Source organism: Paenibacillus yonginensis (assembly GCF_001685395.1).
GTDB lineage: Bacteria > Bacillota > Bacilli > Paenibacillales > Paenibacillaceae > Fontibacillus > Fontibacillus yonginensis.
The window spans coordinates 2684272-2703925 of record NZ_CP014167.1; the positions used below are offsets into that span (position 1 = coordinate 2684272).

Genomic DNA, 19654 nt, shown 5'->3' on the forward strand with positions numbered 1-19654 from the left:
ATCCCTTCTAGAGTCTAGACGAATAAGAACCCACCTTCGGCGGTCAACCTTGGGGTGGGTTCTTATTTTCTCTTGTTGTTAGAGTTGATGTATGTTAATAGTGCAAGGATAAACGATCCAAACAGAAACATGATCGTTAGAGCATCCTTAACCTCCATGGCCTCACCTCCTTTCGAAGGGAAACCATGCCCACCCAAGATTCAATTGTCTTTCCCTATTGTACCATCATCTCCCAATAAGGTGAAGAACAAATGTTCGATACTTTAATTATTCTTGTACCCGTTAATTTCGTCTAACGTTAATGTGTTCACGACGCCCTACAAATGTCGGATGTGTCTGCAGCCTACACATCTTCGGATTATCTTCAGCAGACCGAGGGCAAACGCCCGAAGCGTGAACACTGTGTTATTTGAAGTTCTATCTCTTCAATGAAAATACTCAAAAATTCTTACAAAAAAAGCCTGCAATCCTTATAGCAGACTCCGTAGTTCTAGTTGGTTCAAATTAATAATAAACTTCCCTGTTAATAATACATCCAATCCTAGTAAGCCATTAATACTACCATACGGAAACGATGTAAAATCTATGGAAGGATCTTCAAGTTTGTACTCCCCTAATTCAATTGAATCCACTTTCTTAACAAATGCATGTTCTTTACCGCCAATTCCATAGCTAGTGATAATCTCATCTTCCATGGATACTCTAATTCCAATATCATCGACTTCATCCTGGGAAATTAAAGTATGACTTGCTCCCGTGTCTATTACTATATTTTCAATCTGTTTCTCTCTTCCTTTAAATCTTATCTTAATAGAAGTAAATAATAATCCATCTCTATATTCAATTTGCATCAGATGGTTCTCCTTAACCCTATTGCTTTACGTATCTTCACCACGATTTGATCCTTTGAAGTGTGATAAATTAACGTATTATTCTTACTATTTAATAACTCCTCCGTTGCATCTTCTTCCTTAATTGGTCCTATGACAGCTACATCGTCAATGATCTGTTCGTTATTCCGTTCTTCCGAATGTAAAATTTCAAATTTCACAAATTGATTCGGGTAGATTTCTCGTACTTCTTTCCACTTCACGTTTGATTCCCCCAAACGTATTGAATTTGCTTTAATTGTATCATATTTCGGTCTTTATATTAGCACTTGATAGAATTTCACATAACGTTCTTGTATTCACAAACCTGAGAACCTTAAGGCTCCGGAGGAGCCGGTCGCAGCGCGGTTAGGTTCGCAGGGTTGTCCGCCTGGCTTTCACTTCTTCGAAAATGCTTCGGGCGGACCGAGCAGCCACCAGGCTGCGATGCGTGAATACAGTGTTATTGGAAGTCAGCGACTTCTTTGAATAACATTCACTAGATTATATTTCTCAAGAACTTGGGAGAATTTCATCTATTTCATTGTTTACTATCTTGTCTCTCAATCCTCTTTCAAACTCAATATCCCTTGACTTTTTTTGAGCTCTTCAATTTTGGATTCAATTAAGGGCAATATAATATTGTCACGGTATTCTTTTGCTTCTTCTTTGGTTTTGAAATTCTTATATTTTGTTTCATCTGAGATATTAGTATGAACCTTGTATCCATAAATCCGTTTCCCATTCTTTACTTTACTGTATTGCGGATAGATCAAATGCATATCATCATCTTTGTATTTACTTCTGATGTTAGTAACGTTTAGCTTACTATTATAAATCCGAAGGTTAGATAGTCTATTGTCCATTGGATTGTTATTTTCGTGATCGATAGTATTTCCCCAGTAATCTAGTTTGGAGTATTCATTCTCAATTATCATTCTAGGAAGTCTATGAGAATGTTTATCTATACTGGTTTTAACTTGAATATAATTATCCTTTTTTATCGCAGTCCAATGATGTTTGTGAAGATATTCTACCCATGTTTTTACATCAACAAGAACCTCGACTTCACACTTTCCGCCAGTAATAAATTTGATGATCTTTTTCCCATCAATAGATGTCTCGAAGAACCTATTTTTTGCGTCTAATGCGAGCATAAATATAGCATCTCCTGTTTCTTGTGTTCTTTGCGCTGATTTCTTATAACGTTCCCGCATCTATGACGTGACCTGGCCTTAGATAACTCTAATCTTAGGTCGGGTCGTGTGTTGTCTGAGTTAACGTCTATGAGCTTGCTTCTGACAACCAAGGGGCAAATGCCCCGCAGCATAGATGCATTGTTAAGTGATGTTACTGCCTTCTTTGTATTTACATTCTCATATAAGTTATACAGATTTATATTGTTTCCTATGTATTCTAGTTATTTATAGTATTTTTATGATATTTCATCATGTCTTATATGTTATAATTTTCTGGTACAATATGCGGCTTGAAGGACGGTCGGCTAGTCTCCCGGAAGGGAGGTGATGCCTGTGGAGGTTAAAGATGTTCTCACCTTAATGCTCATGTTTGGCATGTTCATTTTGGCGCTTCTTACCTACATGAAAAAGAAATAGACCGCCCTCCCTAAGGTAACGGTCTATTTCGACCACCACTTAGCGGCCGACTGCTCTTTATGCAGTTATTGTGCTTAGGAGCCGTGTTCGCGCACGGCTCCTTACTTATTCTTACCTCATTATAACTGATTTTATAACGGTTTTATAGATTTTCTTGTTAAGTTTATTTATATTTGGTCTGTGATTTTTTATCGCAGTAATTTCACTTAACGTTCCTGTATTCACGAACCCGAGAGGCTTAAAGGAGCAGCGCGACTGGGTCCGGCAGGACTTAGCCTCGCAGTGGTTGTCGCCTGATTCCGCTTCCCTGCTACCGAATTCACTTCTATGAACCCGCTTCTTCTACTTCTAGGCGACCTAGGAACCTTCAGGTTCCGCAGCGTGAATACGTTGTTATGAGATGTCCTTGCCTTCCCTGATTCACCCCCAAAATATTCCTCTATTATCTTCATCTACTATCTTTAATTGTCTTTCAAATTCTTCATTCGGTTCTATTTCTTCTACATAATGCCATTTTCCTTTACTGTCCTTCCAATATACTTTCCATTGGTTTTGATTCTGGCGGAATTGTGCTACATCATGTTGAACCCATTGATCACTCTTGAATGCAGGACGCTCTTCTATTAAAGTCACGTTATTCCCTCTGATCTTATAATTCATTCTGATCCGATCTTGTAAGTGTTGTGGTATTCTGTTCTTCGTATACTTGTCCATAATTCTTTCTATTCGTTTCTTTGTGAAGTCATCCACAGTCTTTAACTCCTCTTGGTGGTATCAGATGCACACACTCGATTTTAGGTTTTGGTCTTTAGATTTTATTCATCTTTATATCTCTGTTGCAAGGATTTCTCATAACGTCCTTGTGTTCACGACCCCGAGAGGCTTAAGGCGACCAACGGGAGCCGGGTCGAAGACTTAGCCTCGCAGGGTTGTCTGGTTGCATCCACTTCCCCGCCTACTCTTCTGCCAGACCTAGGGAGTTAGTCCGATGCGTGAACACGGTGTTAGATGAAGTTACATTGAACTACTCACAAAATCCCTCATGCCCTCTCTTAGTATGCTAACCCCTTCTTCGACACTCTTCATATTCTCATCGTCATTCATATTATTCCTTGCATGTAATAATGCCGGTCTTAATGATTCTACTGAATTTCCAAATTGGTACATCCATTCATATCTAGGAACCATCCATAAATGAAAGTGATGTGTTGTATCTTCATTATAAAAATAATAGACCTTTTCAATTCCCAATCGTTTTCTTTGTTCACTTCTGAGCTTATGGATTAACGAAATAAATTCTAATCGCTCTTCATCTGTTAATTCATCCATGCAGTAAAAATGCCTCTTTGAAGCCAATATAACTAACCCTTTAATTGGGTAAGCAATATCCTGATGGACATGAAAGTTGCTTGATTCAAAAATTACTCCACCTGTTGAAGAAATCAAACCACTTGTCAATGCGCAGCTTACACATTCAACTTCTACTGATCTTCCATCAGCCAATGTAATTAGTCTTGGCATTATGCACCTCATAGTTTTTGATTTTGATAAGAACTTGCATCGTAATTTCATCTAACGTTTGTGTATCCACGACGTCCCACCGACTTAAGACTCCGTCAGAGCCGGCTGCGCTTGCGTAGTTAGTCGGTGGGGATGTGTCCGCTGAATATGCTCACCCTGCCGATTGCTTCTCGCGGACCGAGGAGCCGACAGCTCCGATGCGTGGATATGATGTTATAAGATGTCCCCGCCTTCTATGATATGCTTACACTATTCAAGGTTGGCGTTAAAAATTCGCTTGTTAAGGGCTCTCACTAAACCTTCATCAAACGCTTTAAACAGGTAAACCACTTTGAGCTATAAATAAAAAACTAATCCCATCAATGTCGCCAGATGGAATTAGTCAAATTCACTAATGCTAGTTTTTAACTTATAATGAAAAAGCAACTGTTTTAAATATTCAAATGAATCCTTAGCTTCTTTGTCATAAGGATTGACATTTAGAATAAAGTTCGCCGTCCCTAAAAGGTGATATAAATACTTTATTTTATTATCAATTTCTAGTTTACTTATATGATCTTCAAAGCCATATTTTTTAATGTAGTGCATTTTTTGCCTTAGGTTTTTTCTATATTTTTTTGAGGCTTGTAATTTTTCATTAACTACAATTCCAGTTACCTCTTGTTGCTGATTTTGTTTACGTACTCTAGTTTTTTTTTCGTTAATACAAAAACCCTCAGAATTTAATATCCGTTTAACACAATTTATTACGAATCCCTCATCAAAATCCCCAGATAGGGTTAGATCATCTGCATAGCGTGTATATCGAAGGTTATGTTTAGCAGAGAAACTTGCTATTCTTTTATCTATTTGTTGTGTAACTAAATTAGAAAGCATTGGGCTTGTTGGGGCTCCTTGGGGCAATCCATTATCTAGAATACAAAGCTTTGAAAGGACTAGCGCTACCTGCTTGGAGTAACCAAGCGATTTAAAAAACATAAAAACCTTGTCGTTACTAATGGAATTAAAATAGTCTTTAATATCCATATTAAGAACTAATTTTTGCTTCCTATGATACTTTGCATTATCTTTAATTGAGTAACCAATTCTGAATGCTTTAGAGAATGGGCTTGGATTTAATTTGTGTAATATTTCATCAAGAATCCATCTTTGAATAACTTTCAAGTTTGGAAGCGGCTCACTGATCTCTCTATATTCGTCCTTGTTCTTTTTAGGAATTAGAAATTCTCGATAAAAAGGTGATTGTGAATTAGCCACCTTCATTATATAAGATTCTTTATAGCCCACTAAATACGAGAAATGAGTAACATCATAGATAACTGGTAAGTTTTTAGAGAATAACTTTTCTGCATAATTAATGCAATCATTAATATAATTATCATCTTTATTATGAAATTTAGCAAAATAATAGAATTTATTTTTATATTCATTCCAATTCATTAGTTTCACCTTACTATTTATTGGTAGACCCTATTACCAATCTTCTTTTCATCTTCACACTTGATTGGAATTAAAGTTGCCTTTAGAGATACTTCCTATACAGCCTCTTACTTTAATTTCAAACAAGTGTCAACGTAGGCGAAGCCGGAGTTGTGATAATAACTTTTTCTGGAGACTCTGGCGGAAGGGAAAGTTATTGTCACTAAGGCTAGTAAATAAGGTTCTTCTTAGCTTGACGACTCGTCAAACCTGTGGATAAACCACATAAAGTCTAATAGGGCTACCTCAAGTTTTTAATGCTTGCTGGTAAATAAATATCATATTTACCTATTTTATTTATTATATATTCAGTCTGTGGACTAATCATTGCTTCAGAGTTTTTTCTTCTAAGATTTTTATTAGAAATTTTCAGAGCTTCCTCACCTTCGTCCGTAAGGCTCAATCCCTCCTCTGTATAGTAAGCTAAATTCTTCTCAAATACAATGTTAATAAGCGCAGCAATTTGGGAATACTGATATCCTCTATTATGAAGAGACTCAATATTACCGTTTCGTTTTACTAATTGAAGTAAAAGAATTAAATCTTCGTCAGTTATCAAAAGTTTTTCCTCGGAAATGGAGCAACCCTTCCCTTCTTTTCTTTCCAAAATACCGGAAAGGTGTTGTTAGGCGTTCTAATCATGCTTACAAGAGCCTCTGATTGACCATATCCTAATTTCTCATTTTCATGAACTTTAATCTTCCTTTCAATTTCATCCATAAGAGTTAATTTGCCCACCCTGTCTTCTAAAGAATAATGTTCACTTATCCCCTTAAAAAATGTAAGTGATGAAACAACTTGTACTCCAAGTTCTGAAATTTTGGTTATTCCCTGATTTAAAGCCACAATAGATGCTACAATCATCTTATCCCTAGATATTTTCTTATCATGTAATAAATAATTAAGAGCAGAACAAGCAGTGTCACCTGATCCTATAAAGTCATCAACAACAAGCAAAAGACTGCTGTCATTATTTATATTCGAGCTATCAGCATTTAGGCCAGTAACAAAAGAAATGTTCTTATTTGAAAAATACATATTATATGCTAATTGTTCTGGAAAAGCATATTGAACCATTAATGAACTCTTTACTTTTCCTAGCTTTAAATCTTCTGGTGAGATCAAGGGAGCAATAAAAATATTGCTTATCTGTGCTAAATTAAATCTTGGATCTTGGGCTAATTGATCAACTATTTGTTTAATATGATAACTATACTGATTAGAAGAAATCCTTGTAAACCTTTCTGTAAGTTCTAGTATAAGAGATTGTTCGGATTCTGTTAAATCTGACAATAGTGAACAATAACGATTAAAAAGACTTGGTTGTTCAGGATTATCATTTTCAATTTCCCAAGACTTACTATTGAATATCTGAGAAAGACGGGTCAATATTTCGATACTGAGACTTCGGTTACTTTTTTCGCTTCTTCTGTTCATTGATAATATTCCTTTTTCAAAGTACGTTAATCAAAATAAACTGTTATTTATTAATACGACAAAATAATATAAAACTCCTCTTTTTCAATCAAATTTCGTTTTTTTCTCATCAAAGCGCTTTAGTCTATCTTTTAACAAAAAAATATGCTAAATACGAAATGATCATCGTAAAGACTAAGATATTACGTTTGTCTTCTCTAAAGAAACCACTTTCTAATATTATTTTAAATACATGCGGGGATTTCTTATAACGTTCCCGCATCTATGACGTGACCTGGCCTTAGATAACTCTAATCTTAGGTCGGGTCGTGTGTTGTCTGAGTTAACTTCTATGAGCTTGCTTCTGACAACCAAGGGGCATGCCCCGCAGCATAGATGCATTGTTAAGTGATGTTACTGCCTTCTTTGTATTTACATTCTCATATAAGTTATACAGATTTATATTGTTTCCTATGTATTCTAGTTATTTATAGTATTTTTATGGTATTTCATCATGTCTTATATGTTATAATTTTCTGGTACAATATGCGGCTTGAAGGACGGTCGGCTAGTCTCCCGGAAGGGAGGTGATGCCTGTGGAGGTTAAAGATGTTCTCACCTTAATGCTCATGTTTGGCATGTTCATTTTGGCGCTTCTTACCTACATGAAAAAGAAATAGACCGCCCTCCCTAAGGTAACGGTCTATTTCGACCACCACTTAGCGGCCGACTGCTCTTTATGCAGTTATTGTGCTTAGGAGCCGTGTTCGCGCACGGCTCCTTACTTATTCTTACCTCATTATAACTGATTTTATAACGGTTTTATAGATTTTCTTGTTAAGTTTATTTATATTTGGTCTGTGATTTTTTATCGCAGTAATTTCACTTAACGTTCCCGCATCTATGACGTGACCTGGCCTTAGATAACTCTAATCTTAGGTCGGGTCGTGTGTTGTCTGAGTTAACGTCTATGAGCTTGCTTCTGACAACCAAGGGGCAAATGCCCCGCAGCATAGATGCATTGTTAAGTGATGTTACTGCCTTCTTTGTATTTACATTCTCATATAAGTTATACAGATTTATATTGTTTCCTATGTATTCTAGTTATTTATAGTATTTTTATGATATTTCATCATGTCTTATATGTTATAATTTTCTGGTACAATATGCGGCTTGAAGGACGGTCGGCTAGTCTCCCGGAAGGGAGGTGATGCCTGTGGAGGTTAAAGATGTTCTCACCTTAATGCTCATGTTTGGCATGTTCATTTTGGCGCTTCTTACCTACATGAAAAAGAAATAGACCGCCCTCCCTAAGGTAACGGTCTATTTCGACCACCACTTAGCGGCCGACTGCTCTTTATGCAGTTATTGTGCTTAGGAGCCGTGTTCGCGCACGGCTCCTTACTTAGGGCTTGCTGAATAATCAAAAAATCCTTATCTCACAAGGGTTTAGAGGCACTTTTGTCGAATTCATCTGCAAAGAAAACACGGAAAATCGGTAAAAAACCTTGCAGATGGAGTGAGCGAAAGTGTTCGTGCTGAATCGAGATATGGCAGACTTGTTGGAAAACTTCTATTTGCCCTTTGGCGGAAAATTAAATCCAACCAATCGGTGGGTGCAGCTTGCGGCGATCATCCCTTGGGACAAAGTAGAAGAGAAATATGTGAGCTCGTTCAAGTCCCCAGCCATCGGCCAAAAGGCGTACTCGGCACGTATCGCCCTCGGCTCGCTCATCATCAAAGAGCGCCTTGGTTTAAGTGACCGCGAGACCACCTTACAAATCCAGGAAAATCCATATTTGCAGTTCTTCTTGGGCTACACCGCGTATGTCGATAAAGTGCCGTTTCATCACTCCCTGCTCACGCATTTTCGGGAACGGCTCGGCTTGGAAATCCTAGCTGAAGTCAACGACTGGATCGCCCAAGCCGCGCTGCAAGCAGAGCGAGAGGTCGAGGCGAAACCGAAATCGTCCAAGCGAGATCGCGATGACGACGACAACGACGCGGGCGGCTCGCAGCTCACCATGGAGGTAGGGGACGCTTTCTCTATTCCCGAGGAGCCCCCTGTTGTGGCGAAGAAACCCCGCAACATGGCGAAAAAGCTACACGTCCTGCCATCTACAGCCGCACCGACAGCGGAAGTCATGAACAAGGGCACCCTCATGCTGGATGCGACATGCGCGCCTGCGGACATCAAGTATCCGACTGACTTGGGGCTGCTGAATCACGCCCGTGAAATCCTGGAAGACATCATCGACGTGCTGCACCGTCCCCATGTCGGAGCGATGGAGAAGCCGCGCACGTACCGCGAGAAAGCCAGAAAATCGTACCTGAGTGTTTCCAAGCAACGCAAGGCATCGGGCAAGGTGATCCGCAAAGCGATCAAAAAGCAACTTGGCTACGTGGGACGGAATCTGCGGATTATTGAAGCCCTCGTGAAGTATACGCCTCTCACGGAACTGAGCAAAAGACACTATCGCCAGCTTCTGATCATCTCGGAGCTCTACCGTCAGCAGCGCGAAATGCTAGAGAAGAATACGCATGTCGTCGCCGATCGCATCGTGAGTATCGAACAGCCGCATGTACGTCCGATGGTTCGAGGCAAAGCTGGAGCGAACGTGGAGTTCGGCGCCAAAATCGCCGCCAGTCTGGTGGACGGTTACGCTTGGATCGAAACGGCACAATGGGACAGCTTCAACGAGGCAACCACGCTGCAAGCATCGGTGGAAGCGTACAAACAGCGATTCGGGTATTATCCCGCCGTCATTCTAGCCGATAAAATCTACCGCAATCGAGACAACCTGAACTATTGCAAAACGCTAGGGATTCGCCTTAGTGGCCCGAAGCTCGGCAGACCCTCGAAAGAGCAAAGTGAAGTCGCCGATCGTCGGCAAGAGCGCCAGGACGCTGTACAGCGTAATGCGATCGAAGGAAAATTTGGAGAAGGCAAGCGCAAATTGGGCCTAGGTCGCATTCGGGCGCGTGGCGCCGAAACCAGTTTGACCGTCATCGCCCTTCAGTTTCTGGTCATGAATCTGGAGCGGCGACTGCGTGTTCTCTTTTTGCATTTTTTCAGACTGCTTGGGTTTAGAGACTTGCGTTGGGTGTAGATGGAACGAATCTTGTTCAGCAAGCCCTACTTATTCTTACCTCATTATAACTGATTTTATAACGGTTTTATAGATTTTCTTGTTAAGTTTATTTATATTTGGTCTGTGATTTTTTATCGCAGTAATTTCACTTAACGTTCTTGTGTTCACGACGCCGAGAGGCTAACTGCGCTTGCGCAGTTAGCCTCGCAGGTGTGTCCGCCTGAATCCACTTCCCCGAAATGCATCTTGCGGACCGAGGGCCGAATGGCCCGATGCGTGAACATGGTGTTAGGCGAAGTCCGCAACACATTCAAAAACTTGGAATAATAATTCTTTCATTGTGTTTGACTTCCCAACCTCCATGTAGATTTATTTGTTGAAGTTCACCATTATGGTTATATACAACATCAGCTTGTTTATCCCATTTAAGTTTGATTACTTCTCTGTAAAAACCATTAGCAAGTTGAATTACATTTTTATGAACTATTTGATCCTCGGGAAGAATAAGTTTATATTCTGAAAGTCGATAAGGAAATTTCGTACCCTTTACATTTCCATTTATATCCAACTCATAATAGGATTTTTGTCCATGCAAATCTAGAATTTCCACATAAATTAATCCTGCTTTAAACATGAAGGAATACTCAAGTCCATTTGGAAATTTTTGGAAATATTGTTTCCCTTCAATTAATTGAGATTCATTTCCAAATGCATCTCTAATTGTCCATCCATCGAAATTTTCTTGTTTAGGGTTAGTTTCATTTTGTTTTTCTTGAACTAAGTTATTTAATAATTCTAAAATTTTATTAGAGGTTTCTTTACTTTCTTGGATATGGTTTTTTTCTGTAATTATTTTATTTAATCTAAAATCCTTCATCATAGAATCAAATAATTTGCTAGTGAAAAAAAACAGTGCTTCTTGGTCTACTTCTTTTGCTCCATCGAAACCTTTTGAAGAAAGTGCTGTAGCTAATTCGAAATTGTTTCCATAGAACATGCTCTTTACAATTGTTTCTATATTTGATTGCCTCGCTAGAAAACTAGAATCAGGCTCACCAAATTGATCTCCGTACTTTAAAAAAAACTGCTTACTTGCTTCTTCAATAGTTGAATGAATTCTTCCAATTAAATCTTCATCTCTGTCGATTAAGGAATCCTTTAGAGACGATTTAATCAGGTCATAAATTGTATTACCGAATATACCTAAGAGAATTTCGCCTATCATGTTTTGCCTCCTCGAATTGTTGTGGATTTCGCCTAACGTTCAGGCATTCACGAACCGTCACTGCCTTAAGCGACCAACGGGAGCGGCCGCGATGCGGTTAGGCAGTGCAGGGTTGTCCGCCTGGTTCCGCTTCCTCGAAATTCCTCGGGCGGACCAAGGGGCGCGTCAGCGACCCGCAGCGTGAATGCTGTGTTATCCGATGGACTTGCCTTCTTGATTACACTCTCAAAAAAATGTTTTTATTTAATGTAATCAATTACCTTATCAAGGTATGTATCTAATGGTTGTGATGAGTCAACTATTAAATACTCAACATTCGATGGTGGCCTCTGACTATTATTAATAGTCGCTTCAAAGGATTCTTGAGTTGTACTTTCAATTTGGCTTATCAACCTATCTCTTGCTTTAAGTCTACGATTTATTTCCGTGTGGTTGTTTAAGTAACACTCAACATACTTGTATTCTGCCTTATGTTTACTTGATAAATCTAAACCGTTCTTAATCATTTCTGGATAAAGACACGGACTCTCAAAAATGACACTCTTCCCCTGCGATAAATAAAAGTCTATTAATTCCCAATCCACAGTGTATGAGAATTTCCCCAAAACCCATAGCTCAATATCATGTCCTTCTGCGGCTTTTAATAACGCAGTCTTTGAGGTGTCATGATCAACAATAATTGCACCGGTTATTTGTGCAACTCTTCGAGAAAGAGTTGTTTTCCCTGAACCAGGAAATCCCGACATTTGAAGAAAAAACATCAGTGCACCTCACTACTATTTTCTTTGCAAGTCTTTCGGATAACGTTCCCGTATTCACGACGTCCCACCGACTTAAGGCTGCGTCAGCAGCCGGCCGCGATGCGGTTAGTCGGTGCGGATGTGTCCGGCTGATTCCGCTTCCCTGCTGACTGTCATATACCTCACTGAATCCGCTTCTGACTGCTTCGGCCGGACCAAGGATCGGCGCCAGTCGATCCGCAGCGTGAATATAATGTTAGGTGATGTTAATGCCCCACAGATATAGCGTTCACAATCTATTTCTATATCTCTTAATGACTTTAATTATCGTAAAAACAATGCCTTGAATAACTCCAAAGAAAACCGCTTCTAATATAACTAATACTACTAGATTATTATCAAATGGGTAAAAATAAACTCCGGTTACATGCATTTTGTAATGAACCAATACACCTGATACAGTTCCAGCGACTATTGGAAATGATACTACATGAGTGAATTTCCTTTGGAAGAGCACGGGTAACAGTGCAGGAATTAAATAGTACCATAGACTTGAATATTTATAATCTAAGAACATAGCTAGGAAAATCAAAGGGGAACAAATTAGAGTCATTACTATAAAAAATAGATGGCTTCTAATAATCTATCACTTCCTTAATTTGCACTTTAATTATCTGCATTAATGTCACCTAACGTTCCCGTATTCACGAACCCGAGAACCTTAAGGCAGCTTCAGTTGCCGGCCGCGACCGCGGTTAGGTTCGCAGGGTTGTCCGGCTGATTCCGCTTCCTTGCTGACTGCAAATGCCTCTTCGAAACCACATCTGATAACTTCGGCCGGACCAAGGGGCGGTTTCAGCCGACCCGCCGCGTGAATATTATGTTATATGATGGATCTGCCCCGCTTCTTCGAATAAAGACAGGACGTCGACCCACAGCCCTTGATACTCTTTAAATCTCTTTTAGTTTTTTTAAATCCTTTGATGTCTTTGTATAGATCTTTGCAATTTTTGACCTTTATCGTTTTTAAAATTCGGTCTTTAATTCCTATCGGACTTTAAATGTCTTTTGAATCGCGGGCACTCTGTGCTTTATTCTTGGATAGCCTATCGACGCGGACTTTATTGTTCTTTTTTCTGTTCGCGGGCACGTACTGCTTTTATCTTGGATAGCCCTCGGCGCGGATAAGGGTAACAATATTCTTTGATCATAAGTCAAAGATACTCCATTACCATTAAAAATCCAATTCCTTTAACTACTACAGCAACAGGACGTTGCGGACGAACCTACTTACAAATCGTCTTTCGGGGCAGATCTGTCATATAACGTTCCCAGTATTCACGAACCCGAGAGGCTTAAGGCGCTACAGCGCCGGGTCCGTTAGGACTTAGCCTCGCAGTGGTTGTCGCCTGAGTTTACTTCCCTGCTACTGACTTCGCTTCGTTGTTGAATACGCTTCCTCTATCCCAAGGCGACCCAGGAACCGGCAGGTTCCGCAGCGTGAATACATTGTTATGTGATGTTACCGTCTCCTTCGAGTCACTACCATTAAAAATATACTCATCCTTTATCCAGCACTATGTCCAACAATATCAATTTAAAAATTTCAGCCACCCCATATAAGGAATTAATCTCTTCCACAAAATAACAATAAACACTTCTAAGTCTGCTATCCACATTTGTATTATCTATTAAAATTGCTTTTTTTATCTCATTTCCTATGCTTTCGTATGGTTTGTGCATTCCATCATTTCTAATTGGTCTTATATGTTCATCAATAAAGTCAATAATTAAATAATTATCCTTACTAAATTTGAAAATTATATCGTCTATGAAATTGATCATTTTATAAAATTCAGACTTCTTCGAGAGTCTGTTGGCCATTTTATATTTTTTGTACTCTTTTTCTTTATTCATTTCCTTAATGATTAATTGCGTACTAGTTTCAATAAATGAATACACATTAGAATACTCTTCTATTAATGTTCTATTTAATAGTTCTCCAAATGAAGAAAAATAGCCCTCAAACTCTTTTAAATCTGTTTCATTATCTGCAATGAAGTATGTATTCAGTACTGTTCTGCTTACCAAATCGATTTCAACTTCACCTGGAATAACATCTAAAATAGAGTCTAGCTCAGTGTTAATATTATTGGCTTTATTCTGGACATTATTTAAGAGCAACTTATAGTTCTCTTCAATTTTCCTCATTTTTTATCCTCCATGGGTTTATAATCTTTGTAATGGTATTTTCTTTACGGTAATTTCAGCTAACGTCATTTATACGACCTTCATATAAATACCACATATCGGTAATTATCCGAACTTCTTCTAGTATAATCCATAAAGAGGTATAGGCGAAGTGAATTTTAATCTGCGCCTACTCCTGCTCCTCCAGATCCATCCGATCGAGCGGACTCTGGATACGTTGTATGTTTTTTGTGCTGACATGGGTATAACACTGGGTTGTCCGGGCACTCTGGTGACCAAGCAGCTCCTGGATATACCGGAGGTCGGTTCCGCCCTCCAGCAAATGAGTCGCAAAAGAGTGGCGCAGCGAGTGAATACTTACTTTTTTGAGGATACCCGCCCGTCTTCTCGCCTCTTCAAACACTTTCTGGATAGTACGCTCGGTTACGTGTCGTCCGGGATTCTGTCCTGGAAACAACCATTCCTCAGGCTGAAACTGAGCAATATAGGATTGCACCATGTTCGTAGCCGCTCGAGATAAGAGAGTATTCCGATCTTTTCTCCCTTTCCCTTGCCGGACTCGCAAGGTCTGCCTTTCCGTATCCAGATCGGCCATCCGCAGCCGTACCACCTCGCATACTCTTAGCCCGGAAGAATAGGTCAGATAGAGAACAGCTTTATGTTTGGAATTCGTTATCGACGTTAAAAGCTTTTTCACTTCGTTTTCCGACAAAACATTAGGCAAGGTATGCTGCTTTTTAGGACGGATATACTGAATTTCATTCACCGGGTTGTTTAACACGTATTTGGCATAGAAGCGGATCGCACTGATCGTCTGATTCACGCTGGAATGGGAGATGTGATTAGCCAGTAGAGCCAGACAGTATTTCTGGACAGCTTCGCTGCTGATCTCGGGCACATCCGGCGGAAGGGTCTGCACAAAACGCTGTACCTGGCTGCAATAGGCCTTGATCGTCTTGCTGCTGTAACCGCACTTCTTTAACTCTTCGATCAAGACAGCACGGTTAAAACGGCTTTTGTTCCTGTCCTCCTTTTCAAACGCACCTATCCATTCGCACTCCTTCAGCAGCGTGGGTTCAAACGAAAGAAGCTTTCTTGGTAACATCTCAAGCAGCTGTAAAATGGCAGATTTCTTATACGGAACGATCCATAGTTTCTGCCCGGCATCCCAACGTCTCCCCTGAATTCTGCGGATGGACACGATATGCTCCGGATGGTAAGGCAGCTTGATGCCCAGTGAATCAGCGTTCAATTTTACAACCTCTATCATGTTCATGACCTCTCCTTTTCGATAAAAAGTTACCGAAGACCGTCTCCGTCTAGTTTCCTTCAAACGCGGATAACAAAAAAGGCCGCTTTCTCCCCTTATGGAAAAGAAAACCGCCTTCCGATGCTTTCGGAATCTATTAAACCCCTATGAAATGAATCTCCTTTCATCATTCTATACGAAGCAGATGAATCCCATCAATAGCAAGCAGCCCAAGCAGCCAGCCATTCACCCCCACTTTGTTCATTCCATTCCAACGGCGGAAATCCCCGCCTTGTAGACAACCCTACAGAAGTCACGCCTACCGTCAGTTCCCCCTGCAGAAGAGCACCTTTTCATCCAAGGTTCAACACTCCTTGGTTCCTGCCAAGGTTTAAACTCCTTAACAGGGTTTAACGCCTCTAAACAGGGTTTAGCGCCCCTTACAAGGTTTAACACCCCCTAATAGGTGTAATAATAAAGAAATACCATTTACGGGAAGGTGATTACAATCATGAATACGACCTCTCAAAACCAGCAAGCGGTTGAGCAAGTTCGTGAGCTGATCAAAGGCATAGAAACGGCCATGCTGACCACGGTATCGGAAGAAGGGCTGGTCTCTCGCCCCATGAAAACCCAGGAGGTAGAGTTTGATGGCGACCTCTGGTTTCTGACCAAAAAAGACACGGACAAATTCCATGAGCTGCTCCATAACCGCCAAGTGAATGTGGCTTATGCAGGCAAATCCTTCGTTTCGATTCGAGGCGAAGCGGAGCTTGTGGACGCCCCCGGGAAGCTGAAGCAATTCTGGAGCCCGGCATACGAGAAAGTTCTAGACACGACCCCTGACGACCCGAACCTTATCCTAATCAAGGTAAAAGCAGACGCCGCCGAATATTGGGATGCGGGCAACAAGTTTAAAATGGGGAAATTTTTGTTCCGCAGACTGCTTGGCAAAAATACCGAAGATACCGATATCAACCGGACTATCGAATTAAATTAAGAGTCTAAGCGCTTTTCTTGGTTTAGCCTCTACTCCCCCATAAGATCCCATCCAGCATGATCAACAACGCCCATCCGGCTTTCGGATGGGCGTTTAATCCATGTTTCTACTCTTTTTTCGAATGTCTCCTGCCCTTAGTTACTTCCCCTTCCCCTTCTCCTTCTCCTTCTCCTGAATCACCTGCTCAATCCCGAGCAGAATCAGCTTCAAACCAAACTCAAAAGCACTGTCAGTCCCCATAAGCTCGAACAGCCCATTGGTGAACATTCTGCGGAACAGCCCGGCTTCCGAATCGCTCATGGAGTCAAGAAGACGAAACATCTCCTCACTCGGAAGCGTTATCTTGTCCTTAACGATAGCGGCGACATTGCGCTCATGCTGATAGGCATCCAGCACGAAATAGAAGACATAGTTCACAAGCGTGGTGACGACTTGCATTTTCTGCTCTTGCTCCAGCGGCGTCTCTTCCACGCACAGTAACATCCGGTTGGTAAACCGGATAATATCCGGTTCGTGAGGCAGCGTCATCATCATAAGCTGCGTGGAGCAGGGATACCGGCTGAGCACGCTTCGTACCGTGACGGCCAGTCCCGTTAGCTGCTCCTTCCAGTCTCCTTCGGAGTGGAACTCTTCCAGAATGATCTTCGATACCTGGTTGGCCAGACGCTGGTAAAGATCCTGCTTGCTTTTAAAGTACCAGTACAGAGAGGGGGCCTGGATTCCCAGCCGGTCGGCGAGCCGCCTCAAGCTGAATTTCTCAATTCCCTCTTCCCCTAGAAGCCCCCATGAGGCCTCCAAAATCTTATCCTCCGAAATCTGAGGCTGCTGCTTTTTCATATCAACCGTCCTTTTATCTAACAGTGTAAGTTTATTATTTACAGGTTTATAAATTCATGATATCATCTAACACTGTAAGGTTCAAACTAACACTGTTAGATTGGAACAAAATCTATCAAAATCTATAAAGAAAGCAGTGATCCACATGGATGCAGAAAACCTCCATTACTTTGAGAAAGCGCCAATTGCCAAAGCCGTAGCTCACTTCGCCGTCCCGATGATGCTGGGCACGTCAATGAGTGTCATCTATTCCATCTTGAATGCCTATTTCCTGGGCACCCTAAACAATACTGCCGTGTTAACCGCACTTGCCTTAACTTTGCCGTTGTTCGCCGTCATTATGGCATTAGGCAATTTAATTGGCATGGGCGGCGGGACTTTCATTTCGCGTTTGCTTGGGGAGAAGAAATACGAGGACGTCAAACACGTGTCTTCCTTCGCTTTTTACAGCAGCCTGGCTCTTGGTCTTCTCGTCATTGCCGTCGGCCTCCCGCTGATTGATCCGATCGTTCATGGCCTGGGCGCATCACCGGACTCCTTCGGCATTACGAAGGACTATGTCACGGTGATGCTGATGGGTTCACCATTTGTTGTCTTATTTTTCACGCTGGAAAATATCGTTCGCTCCGAAGGGGCGGCCATCACCTCGATGATCGGGATGATCCTGAGCGTTATCGTAAATATTATCCTGGATGCGCTGGTCATCTATGTTTTCCACTGGGGCATCATCGGCGTTGCCTCGGCGACGGTCATTTCCAACATGGTCGCAAGTGCCTTTTTCGCCTTCCATATAGGATCTGCAAGCCAATTCCTAACGATATCTCCAAAATGGTTCCGGGCTACCAAGGACATTCTCGGCAATGTGTTCAAAATTGGGGTTCCCGTGTTTATTATGAGCATTTTCCTCGGGGCTATGTCGCTGATCTTTAACCGCTTCCTGGTTGAATACGGGGATCAGGCCGTTGCGGCTTACGGTATTTCTTCCCGTTTACTGCAATTTCCGGAGTTTATTCTGATGGGCTTGTGCGAGGGAGTTGTGCCTCTTATTGCCTTCTCTTTTACAGCAAATAAATTACGGATGAAACATACGATTGGGTTTACGATCAAGACGATCGTGGCTTTAGCCGTCCTGTTCGGCGTCGTCGTTTACCTCATTTCTGACCACTTGATCGGATTATTTACGAATGACCCGCAGTTAATTCAAATGGGCAGCTACATTCTGCACGTCACGTTCTTATCCTTGTTTATTACTGGCATGACCACGCTGTTTACAGGGATCTTCCAAGCCACAGCGCAAGGAACCGCCGCGTTCATTATGTCCATTATTCAGGGAATTACGCTGATTCCCGTGCTGTTTATCGCCGATCGGTTGAACGGCTTCCACGGGGTGGTCTGGTCCCTCGTCATTGCGGATGCCGCCGCGTTCCTGGTTGGAGCCGTCATGCTGTATATTCTGCGCAATAAATTGCAGCCGGATTTGGAGCAGCTGGTCCAATAGGCAGTTGGTATATTATAGGGGCTACAGCAAGCAGTTAATCCCGTTAAATTATAAAAGGACAGCCGGTCAATACGACCTGCTGTCCTTATTATTTTTACCAATTTAAGCTCGTTAACCCAAACGTTAACATCTTACATGCTTGCGTTTAAAGCCAAGTTTCCCTCTGTCCACCATCTTTTGAATATTTTCCACAGCGTTTAAAATCTTGGTCTTCCCTTTATTGTCTTTGACTTCTACCAGATGTACCGCTTTCGCGACTGCCACGGCTTTATCATGAAGCGGCAAATAGGAAGTAGCCACTGTATACAGGAAATTATTCATCGCATATTTCGTCCGTTCAGGAGCATCGTGAACCGATTGTTCCACTTGTACAAGCATCTGGCTCAGTTTGCTCTCTGAAAATTCATTATCCGGACGGCTGCCGAGCAGCCAGCAATAACAGTTCCAGCCAGCTGACATTCTTAGATCTTCGCCGCTTGCCATCCATTTATCCGCAACATCCTGGGCTATATCCGCTTCCGCCAAAGTCACCGCCACTACAAAATCGGAAAGCATGTAGAAATAGGCTGCATCCATCCAGCGGTCATAGTCCGACTCGGTCATGGCGTTTGGTTCCGCAATCATGCCGGCAAAATACATCGCATCATAATTTCCCGTCGCATAAAGCTGCTCCGCCAAAGCTTGGTCCAGCTTCGTTTGCCTGAAAATGGGCTTCATTTCACCAGTAGCCACGCCAAACAGCGGCTCCCTCGCCCCGTTGGACAAATACATTTTCTTGAGTCTTTCCTTGCCGAGAGCCTCAAGCTCCTGCATAACCGTTTCAAAATCCATCGTTCTACACTCCCTCCTCCCTCCTTCTTTCGTGGGCGGCTTGGTCCACCCCGGCTGCTTCAATTATTGC

At 41.5% G+C, this 19654-nt stretch carries 21 protein-coding genes; 6 read left to right on the forward strand and 15 right to left on the reverse strand.

Annotated elements, in window-relative coordinates; genetic code table 11:
- Window positions 1-62: 62 nt before the first annotated feature.
- The 4 genes from comI to AWM70_RS12255 form a co-directional block, all read right to left on the reverse strand.
- Window positions 63-158 (reverse strand): competence inhibitor ComI, encoded by a 96-nt coding sequence (comI, locus tag AWM70_RS23865; protein WP_219930283.1) that lies wholly within the window; start codon window positions 156-158, stop codon window positions 63-65.
- A 312-nt stretch (window positions 159-470) separates the two neighbouring features.
- Window positions 471-851, reverse strand: a complete 381-nt coding sequence (locus AWM70_RS12245) for a retropepsin-like aspartic protease (RefSeq protein ID WP_068696762.1) — start codon at window positions 849-851, stop codon at window positions 471-473.
- Window positions 851-1093, reverse strand: coding sequence for a hypothetical protein (locus AWM70_RS12250; RefSeq protein WP_068696764.1), 243 nt, complete (start codon window positions 1091-1093; stop codon window positions 851-853). Before AWM70_RS12250 ends, AWM70_RS12245 begins: the two co-directional genes overlap by 1 nt.
- Before the next feature lie 339 nt (window positions 1094-1432).
- Window positions 1433-2086, reverse strand: coding sequence for a hypothetical protein (locus AWM70_RS12255; RefSeq protein WP_151208747.1), 654 nt, complete (start codon window positions 2084-2086; stop codon window positions 1433-1435).
- Between the two features lie 348 nt (window positions 2087-2434).
- Here AWM70_RS12255 and AWM70_RS24305 point away from each other — a divergent pair, with 348 nt between their 5' ends.
- Window positions 2435-2485: a putative holin-like toxin gene (locus AWM70_RS24305; protein WP_229716897.1), complete on the forward strand. Its 51-nt coding sequence runs from the start codon at window positions 2435-2437 to the stop codon at window positions 2483-2485.
- Between the two features lie 420 nt (window positions 2486-2905).
- On the opposite strand, the gene AWM70_RS12260 is transcribed toward AWM70_RS24305, so the two are convergent.
- The 5 genes from AWM70_RS12260 to AWM70_RS12280 all read right to left on the reverse strand — a co-directional run bounded on the left by AWM70_RS12260 (window position 2906) and on the right by AWM70_RS12280 (window position 6922).
- On the reverse strand, window positions 2906-3235 hold the full coding sequence (locus AWM70_RS12260) for a DUF3024 domain-containing protein (protein WP_068696768.1): 330 nt from the start codon (window positions 3233-3235) through the stop codon (window positions 2906-2908).
- Window positions 3236-3499: 264 nt separating this feature from the next.
- The gene (locus tag AWM70_RS12265) at window positions 3500-4006 is read right to left on the reverse strand and encodes an HIT family protein (RefSeq protein ID WP_068696770.1); all 507 of its coding nucleotides are present in this window, start codon (window positions 4004-4006) and stop codon (window positions 3500-3502) included.
- A 378-nt stretch (window positions 4007-4384) separates the two neighbouring features.
- On the reverse strand, window positions 4385-5446 hold the full coding sequence (locus AWM70_RS12270) for a retron St85 family RNA-directed DNA polymerase (RefSeq protein WP_068696772.1): 1062 nt from the start codon (window positions 5444-5446) through the stop codon (window positions 4385-4387).
- Window positions 5447-5726: 280 nt separating this feature from the next.
- Window positions 5727-6044 (reverse strand): hypothetical protein, encoded by a 318-nt coding sequence (locus AWM70_RS12275; protein WP_068696774.1) that lies wholly within the window; start codon window positions 6042-6044, stop codon window positions 5727-5729.
- Entirely contained in the window at window positions 6041-6922 is an 882-nt protein-coding gene (locus AWM70_RS12280; RefSeq protein WP_068696776.1) for a phosphoribosyltransferase-like protein, read from the reverse strand. Before AWM70_RS12280 ends, AWM70_RS12275 begins: the two co-directional genes overlap by 4 nt.
- Before the next feature lie 569 nt (window positions 6923-7491).
- Between AWM70_RS12280 and AWM70_RS24125 the strand changes: the two genes are divergently transcribed.
- From AWM70_RS24125 to AWM70_RS12285, 3 genes are all read left to right on the forward strand, one after another.
- Window positions 7492-7581 carry a putative holin-like toxin gene (locus AWM70_RS24125; RefSeq protein ID WP_257784530.1) on the forward strand — a complete coding sequence of 30 codons (90 nt, stop codon included), beginning with the start codon at window positions 7492-7494 and terminating at the stop codon, window positions 7579-7581.
- 569 nt (window positions 7582-8150) lie between these two features.
- Window positions 8151-8201, forward strand: a complete 51-nt coding sequence (locus AWM70_RS24310) for a putative holin-like toxin (protein WP_229716897.1) — start codon at window positions 8151-8153, stop codon at window positions 8199-8201.
- A gap of 250 nt (window positions 8202-8451) precedes the next feature.
- Window positions 8452-10011, forward strand: coding sequence for an IS5 family transposase (locus AWM70_RS12285; protein ID WP_068700626.1), 1560 nt, complete (start codon window positions 8452-8454; stop codon window positions 10009-10011).
- Between the two features lie 292 nt (window positions 10012-10303).
- On the opposite strand, the gene AWM70_RS12290 is transcribed toward AWM70_RS12285, so the two are convergent.
- The 4 genes from AWM70_RS12290 to AWM70_RS12305 form a co-directional block, all read right to left on the reverse strand.
- Window positions 10304-11218 (reverse strand): hypothetical protein, encoded by a 915-nt coding sequence (locus AWM70_RS12290; protein ID WP_068696778.1) that lies wholly within the window; start codon window positions 11216-11218, stop codon window positions 10304-10306.
- A gap of 239 nt (window positions 11219-11457) precedes the next feature.
- Window positions 11458-11979: a P-loop nucleotide/nucleoside kinase family protein gene (locus AWM70_RS12295; protein WP_068696780.1), complete on the reverse strand. Its 522-nt coding sequence runs from the start codon at window positions 11977-11979 to the stop codon at window positions 11458-11460.
- A 1539-nt stretch (window positions 11980-13518) separates the two neighbouring features.
- Entirely contained in the window at window positions 13519-14169 is a 651-nt protein-coding gene (locus tag AWM70_RS12300; protein ID WP_068696782.1) for a hypothetical protein, read from the reverse strand.
- Window positions 14170-14338: 169 nt separating this feature from the next.
- The gene (locus AWM70_RS12305) at window positions 14339-15439 is read right to left on the reverse strand and encodes a tyrosine-type recombinase/integrase (protein WP_068696784.1); all 1101 of its coding nucleotides are present in this window, start codon (window positions 15437-15439) and stop codon (window positions 14339-14341) included.
- Window positions 15440-15929: 490 nt separating this feature from the next.
- Here AWM70_RS12305 and AWM70_RS12310 point away from each other — a divergent pair, with 490 nt between their 5' ends.
- Window positions 15930-16418 carry a pyridoxamine 5'-phosphate oxidase family protein gene (locus AWM70_RS12310; RefSeq protein ID WP_068696787.1) on the forward strand — a complete coding sequence of 163 codons (489 nt, stop codon included), beginning with the start codon at window positions 15930-15932 and terminating at the stop codon, window positions 16416-16418.
- A gap of 138 nt (window positions 16419-16556) precedes the next feature.
- Here AWM70_RS12310 and AWM70_RS12315 read toward each other — a convergent pair whose 3' ends face one another.
- A complete protein-coding gene (locus AWM70_RS12315; RefSeq protein ID WP_068696789.1) occupies window positions 16557-17255 on the reverse strand; it encodes a TetR/AcrR family transcriptional regulator in 699 nt (232 codons plus the stop codon).
- Between the two features lie 145 nt (window positions 17256-17400).
- Between AWM70_RS12315 and AWM70_RS12320 the strand changes: the two genes are divergently transcribed.
- A complete protein-coding gene (locus AWM70_RS12320; RefSeq protein ID WP_068696791.1) occupies window positions 17401-18753 on the forward strand; it encodes an MATE family efflux transporter in 1353 nt (450 codons plus the stop codon).
- Window positions 18754-18876: 123 nt separating this feature from the next.
- Here AWM70_RS12320 and AWM70_RS12325 read toward each other — a convergent pair whose 3' ends face one another.
- Window positions 18877-19584, reverse strand: coding sequence for a DNA alkylation repair protein (locus AWM70_RS12325; RefSeq protein ID WP_068696793.1), 708 nt, complete (start codon window positions 19582-19584; stop codon window positions 18877-18879).
- Window positions 19585-19654 lie beyond the last annotated feature (70 nt).

Bases quoted from the DNA above. Each gene is read 5' to 3' on its own strand.
- AWM70_RS12280 (WP_068696776.1), bottom strand. From the start codon at position 6,922: ATGAACAGAAGAAGCGAAAAAAGTAACCGAAGTCTCAGTATCGAAATA.
- AWM70_RS12295 (WP_068696780.1), bottom strand. From the start codon at position 11,979: ATGTTTTTTCTTCAAATGTCGGGATTTCCTGGTTCAGGGAAAACAACT.
- AWM70_RS12245 (WP_068696762.1), bottom strand. From the start codon at position 851: ATGCAAATTGAATATAGAGATGGATTATTATTTACTTCTATTAAGATA.
- AWM70_RS12255 (WP_151208747.1), bottom strand. From the start codon at position 2,086: ATGCGGGAACGTTATAAGAAATCAGCGCAAAGAACACAAGAAACAGGA.
- AWM70_RS12270 (WP_068696772.1), bottom strand. From the start codon at position 5,446: ATGAATTGGAATGAATATAAAAATAAATTCTATTATTTTGCTAAATTT.
- AWM70_RS12305 (WP_068696784.1), bottom strand. From the start codon at position 15,439: ATGATAGAGGTTGTAAAATTGAACGCTGATTCACTGGGCATCAAGCTG.
- AWM70_RS12290 (WP_068696778.1), bottom strand. From the start codon at position 11,218: ATGATAGGCGAAATTCTCTTAGGTATATTCGGTAATACAATTTATGAC.
- AWM70_RS12285 (WP_068700626.1), top strand. From the start codon at position 8,452: ATGGCAGACTTGTTGGAAAACTTCTATTTGCCCTTTGGCGGAAAATTA.
- AWM70_RS12300 (WP_068696782.1), bottom strand. From the start codon at position 14,169: ATGAGGAAAATTGAAGAGAACTATAAGTTGCTCTTAAATAATGTCCAG.
- AWM70_RS12315 (WP_068696789.1), bottom strand. From the start codon at position 17,255: ATGAAAAAGCAGCAGCCTCAGATTTCGGAGGATAAGATTTTGGAGGCC.
- comI (WP_219930283.1), bottom strand. From the start codon at position 158: ATGGAGGTTAAGGATGCTCTAACGATCATGTTTCTGTTTGGATCGTTT.
- AWM70_RS12325 (WP_068696793.1), bottom strand. From the start codon at position 19,584: ATGGATTTTGAAACGGTTATGCAGGAGCTTGAGGCTCTCGGCAAGGAA.
- AWM70_RS12320 (WP_068696791.1), top strand. From the start codon at position 17,401: ATGGATGCAGAAAACCTCCATTACTTTGAGAAAGCGCCAATTGCCAAA.
- AWM70_RS24125 (WP_257784530.1), top strand. From the start codon at position 7,492: ATGCCTGTGGAGGTTAAAGATGTTCTCACCTTAATGCTCATGTTTGGC.
- AWM70_RS12310 (WP_068696787.1), top strand. From the start codon at position 15,930: ATGAATACGACCTCTCAAAACCAGCAAGCGGTTGAGCAAGTTCGTGAG.
- AWM70_RS12265 (WP_068696770.1), bottom strand. From the start codon at position 4,006: ATGCCAAGACTAATTACATTGGCTGATGGAAGATCAGTAGAAGTTGAA.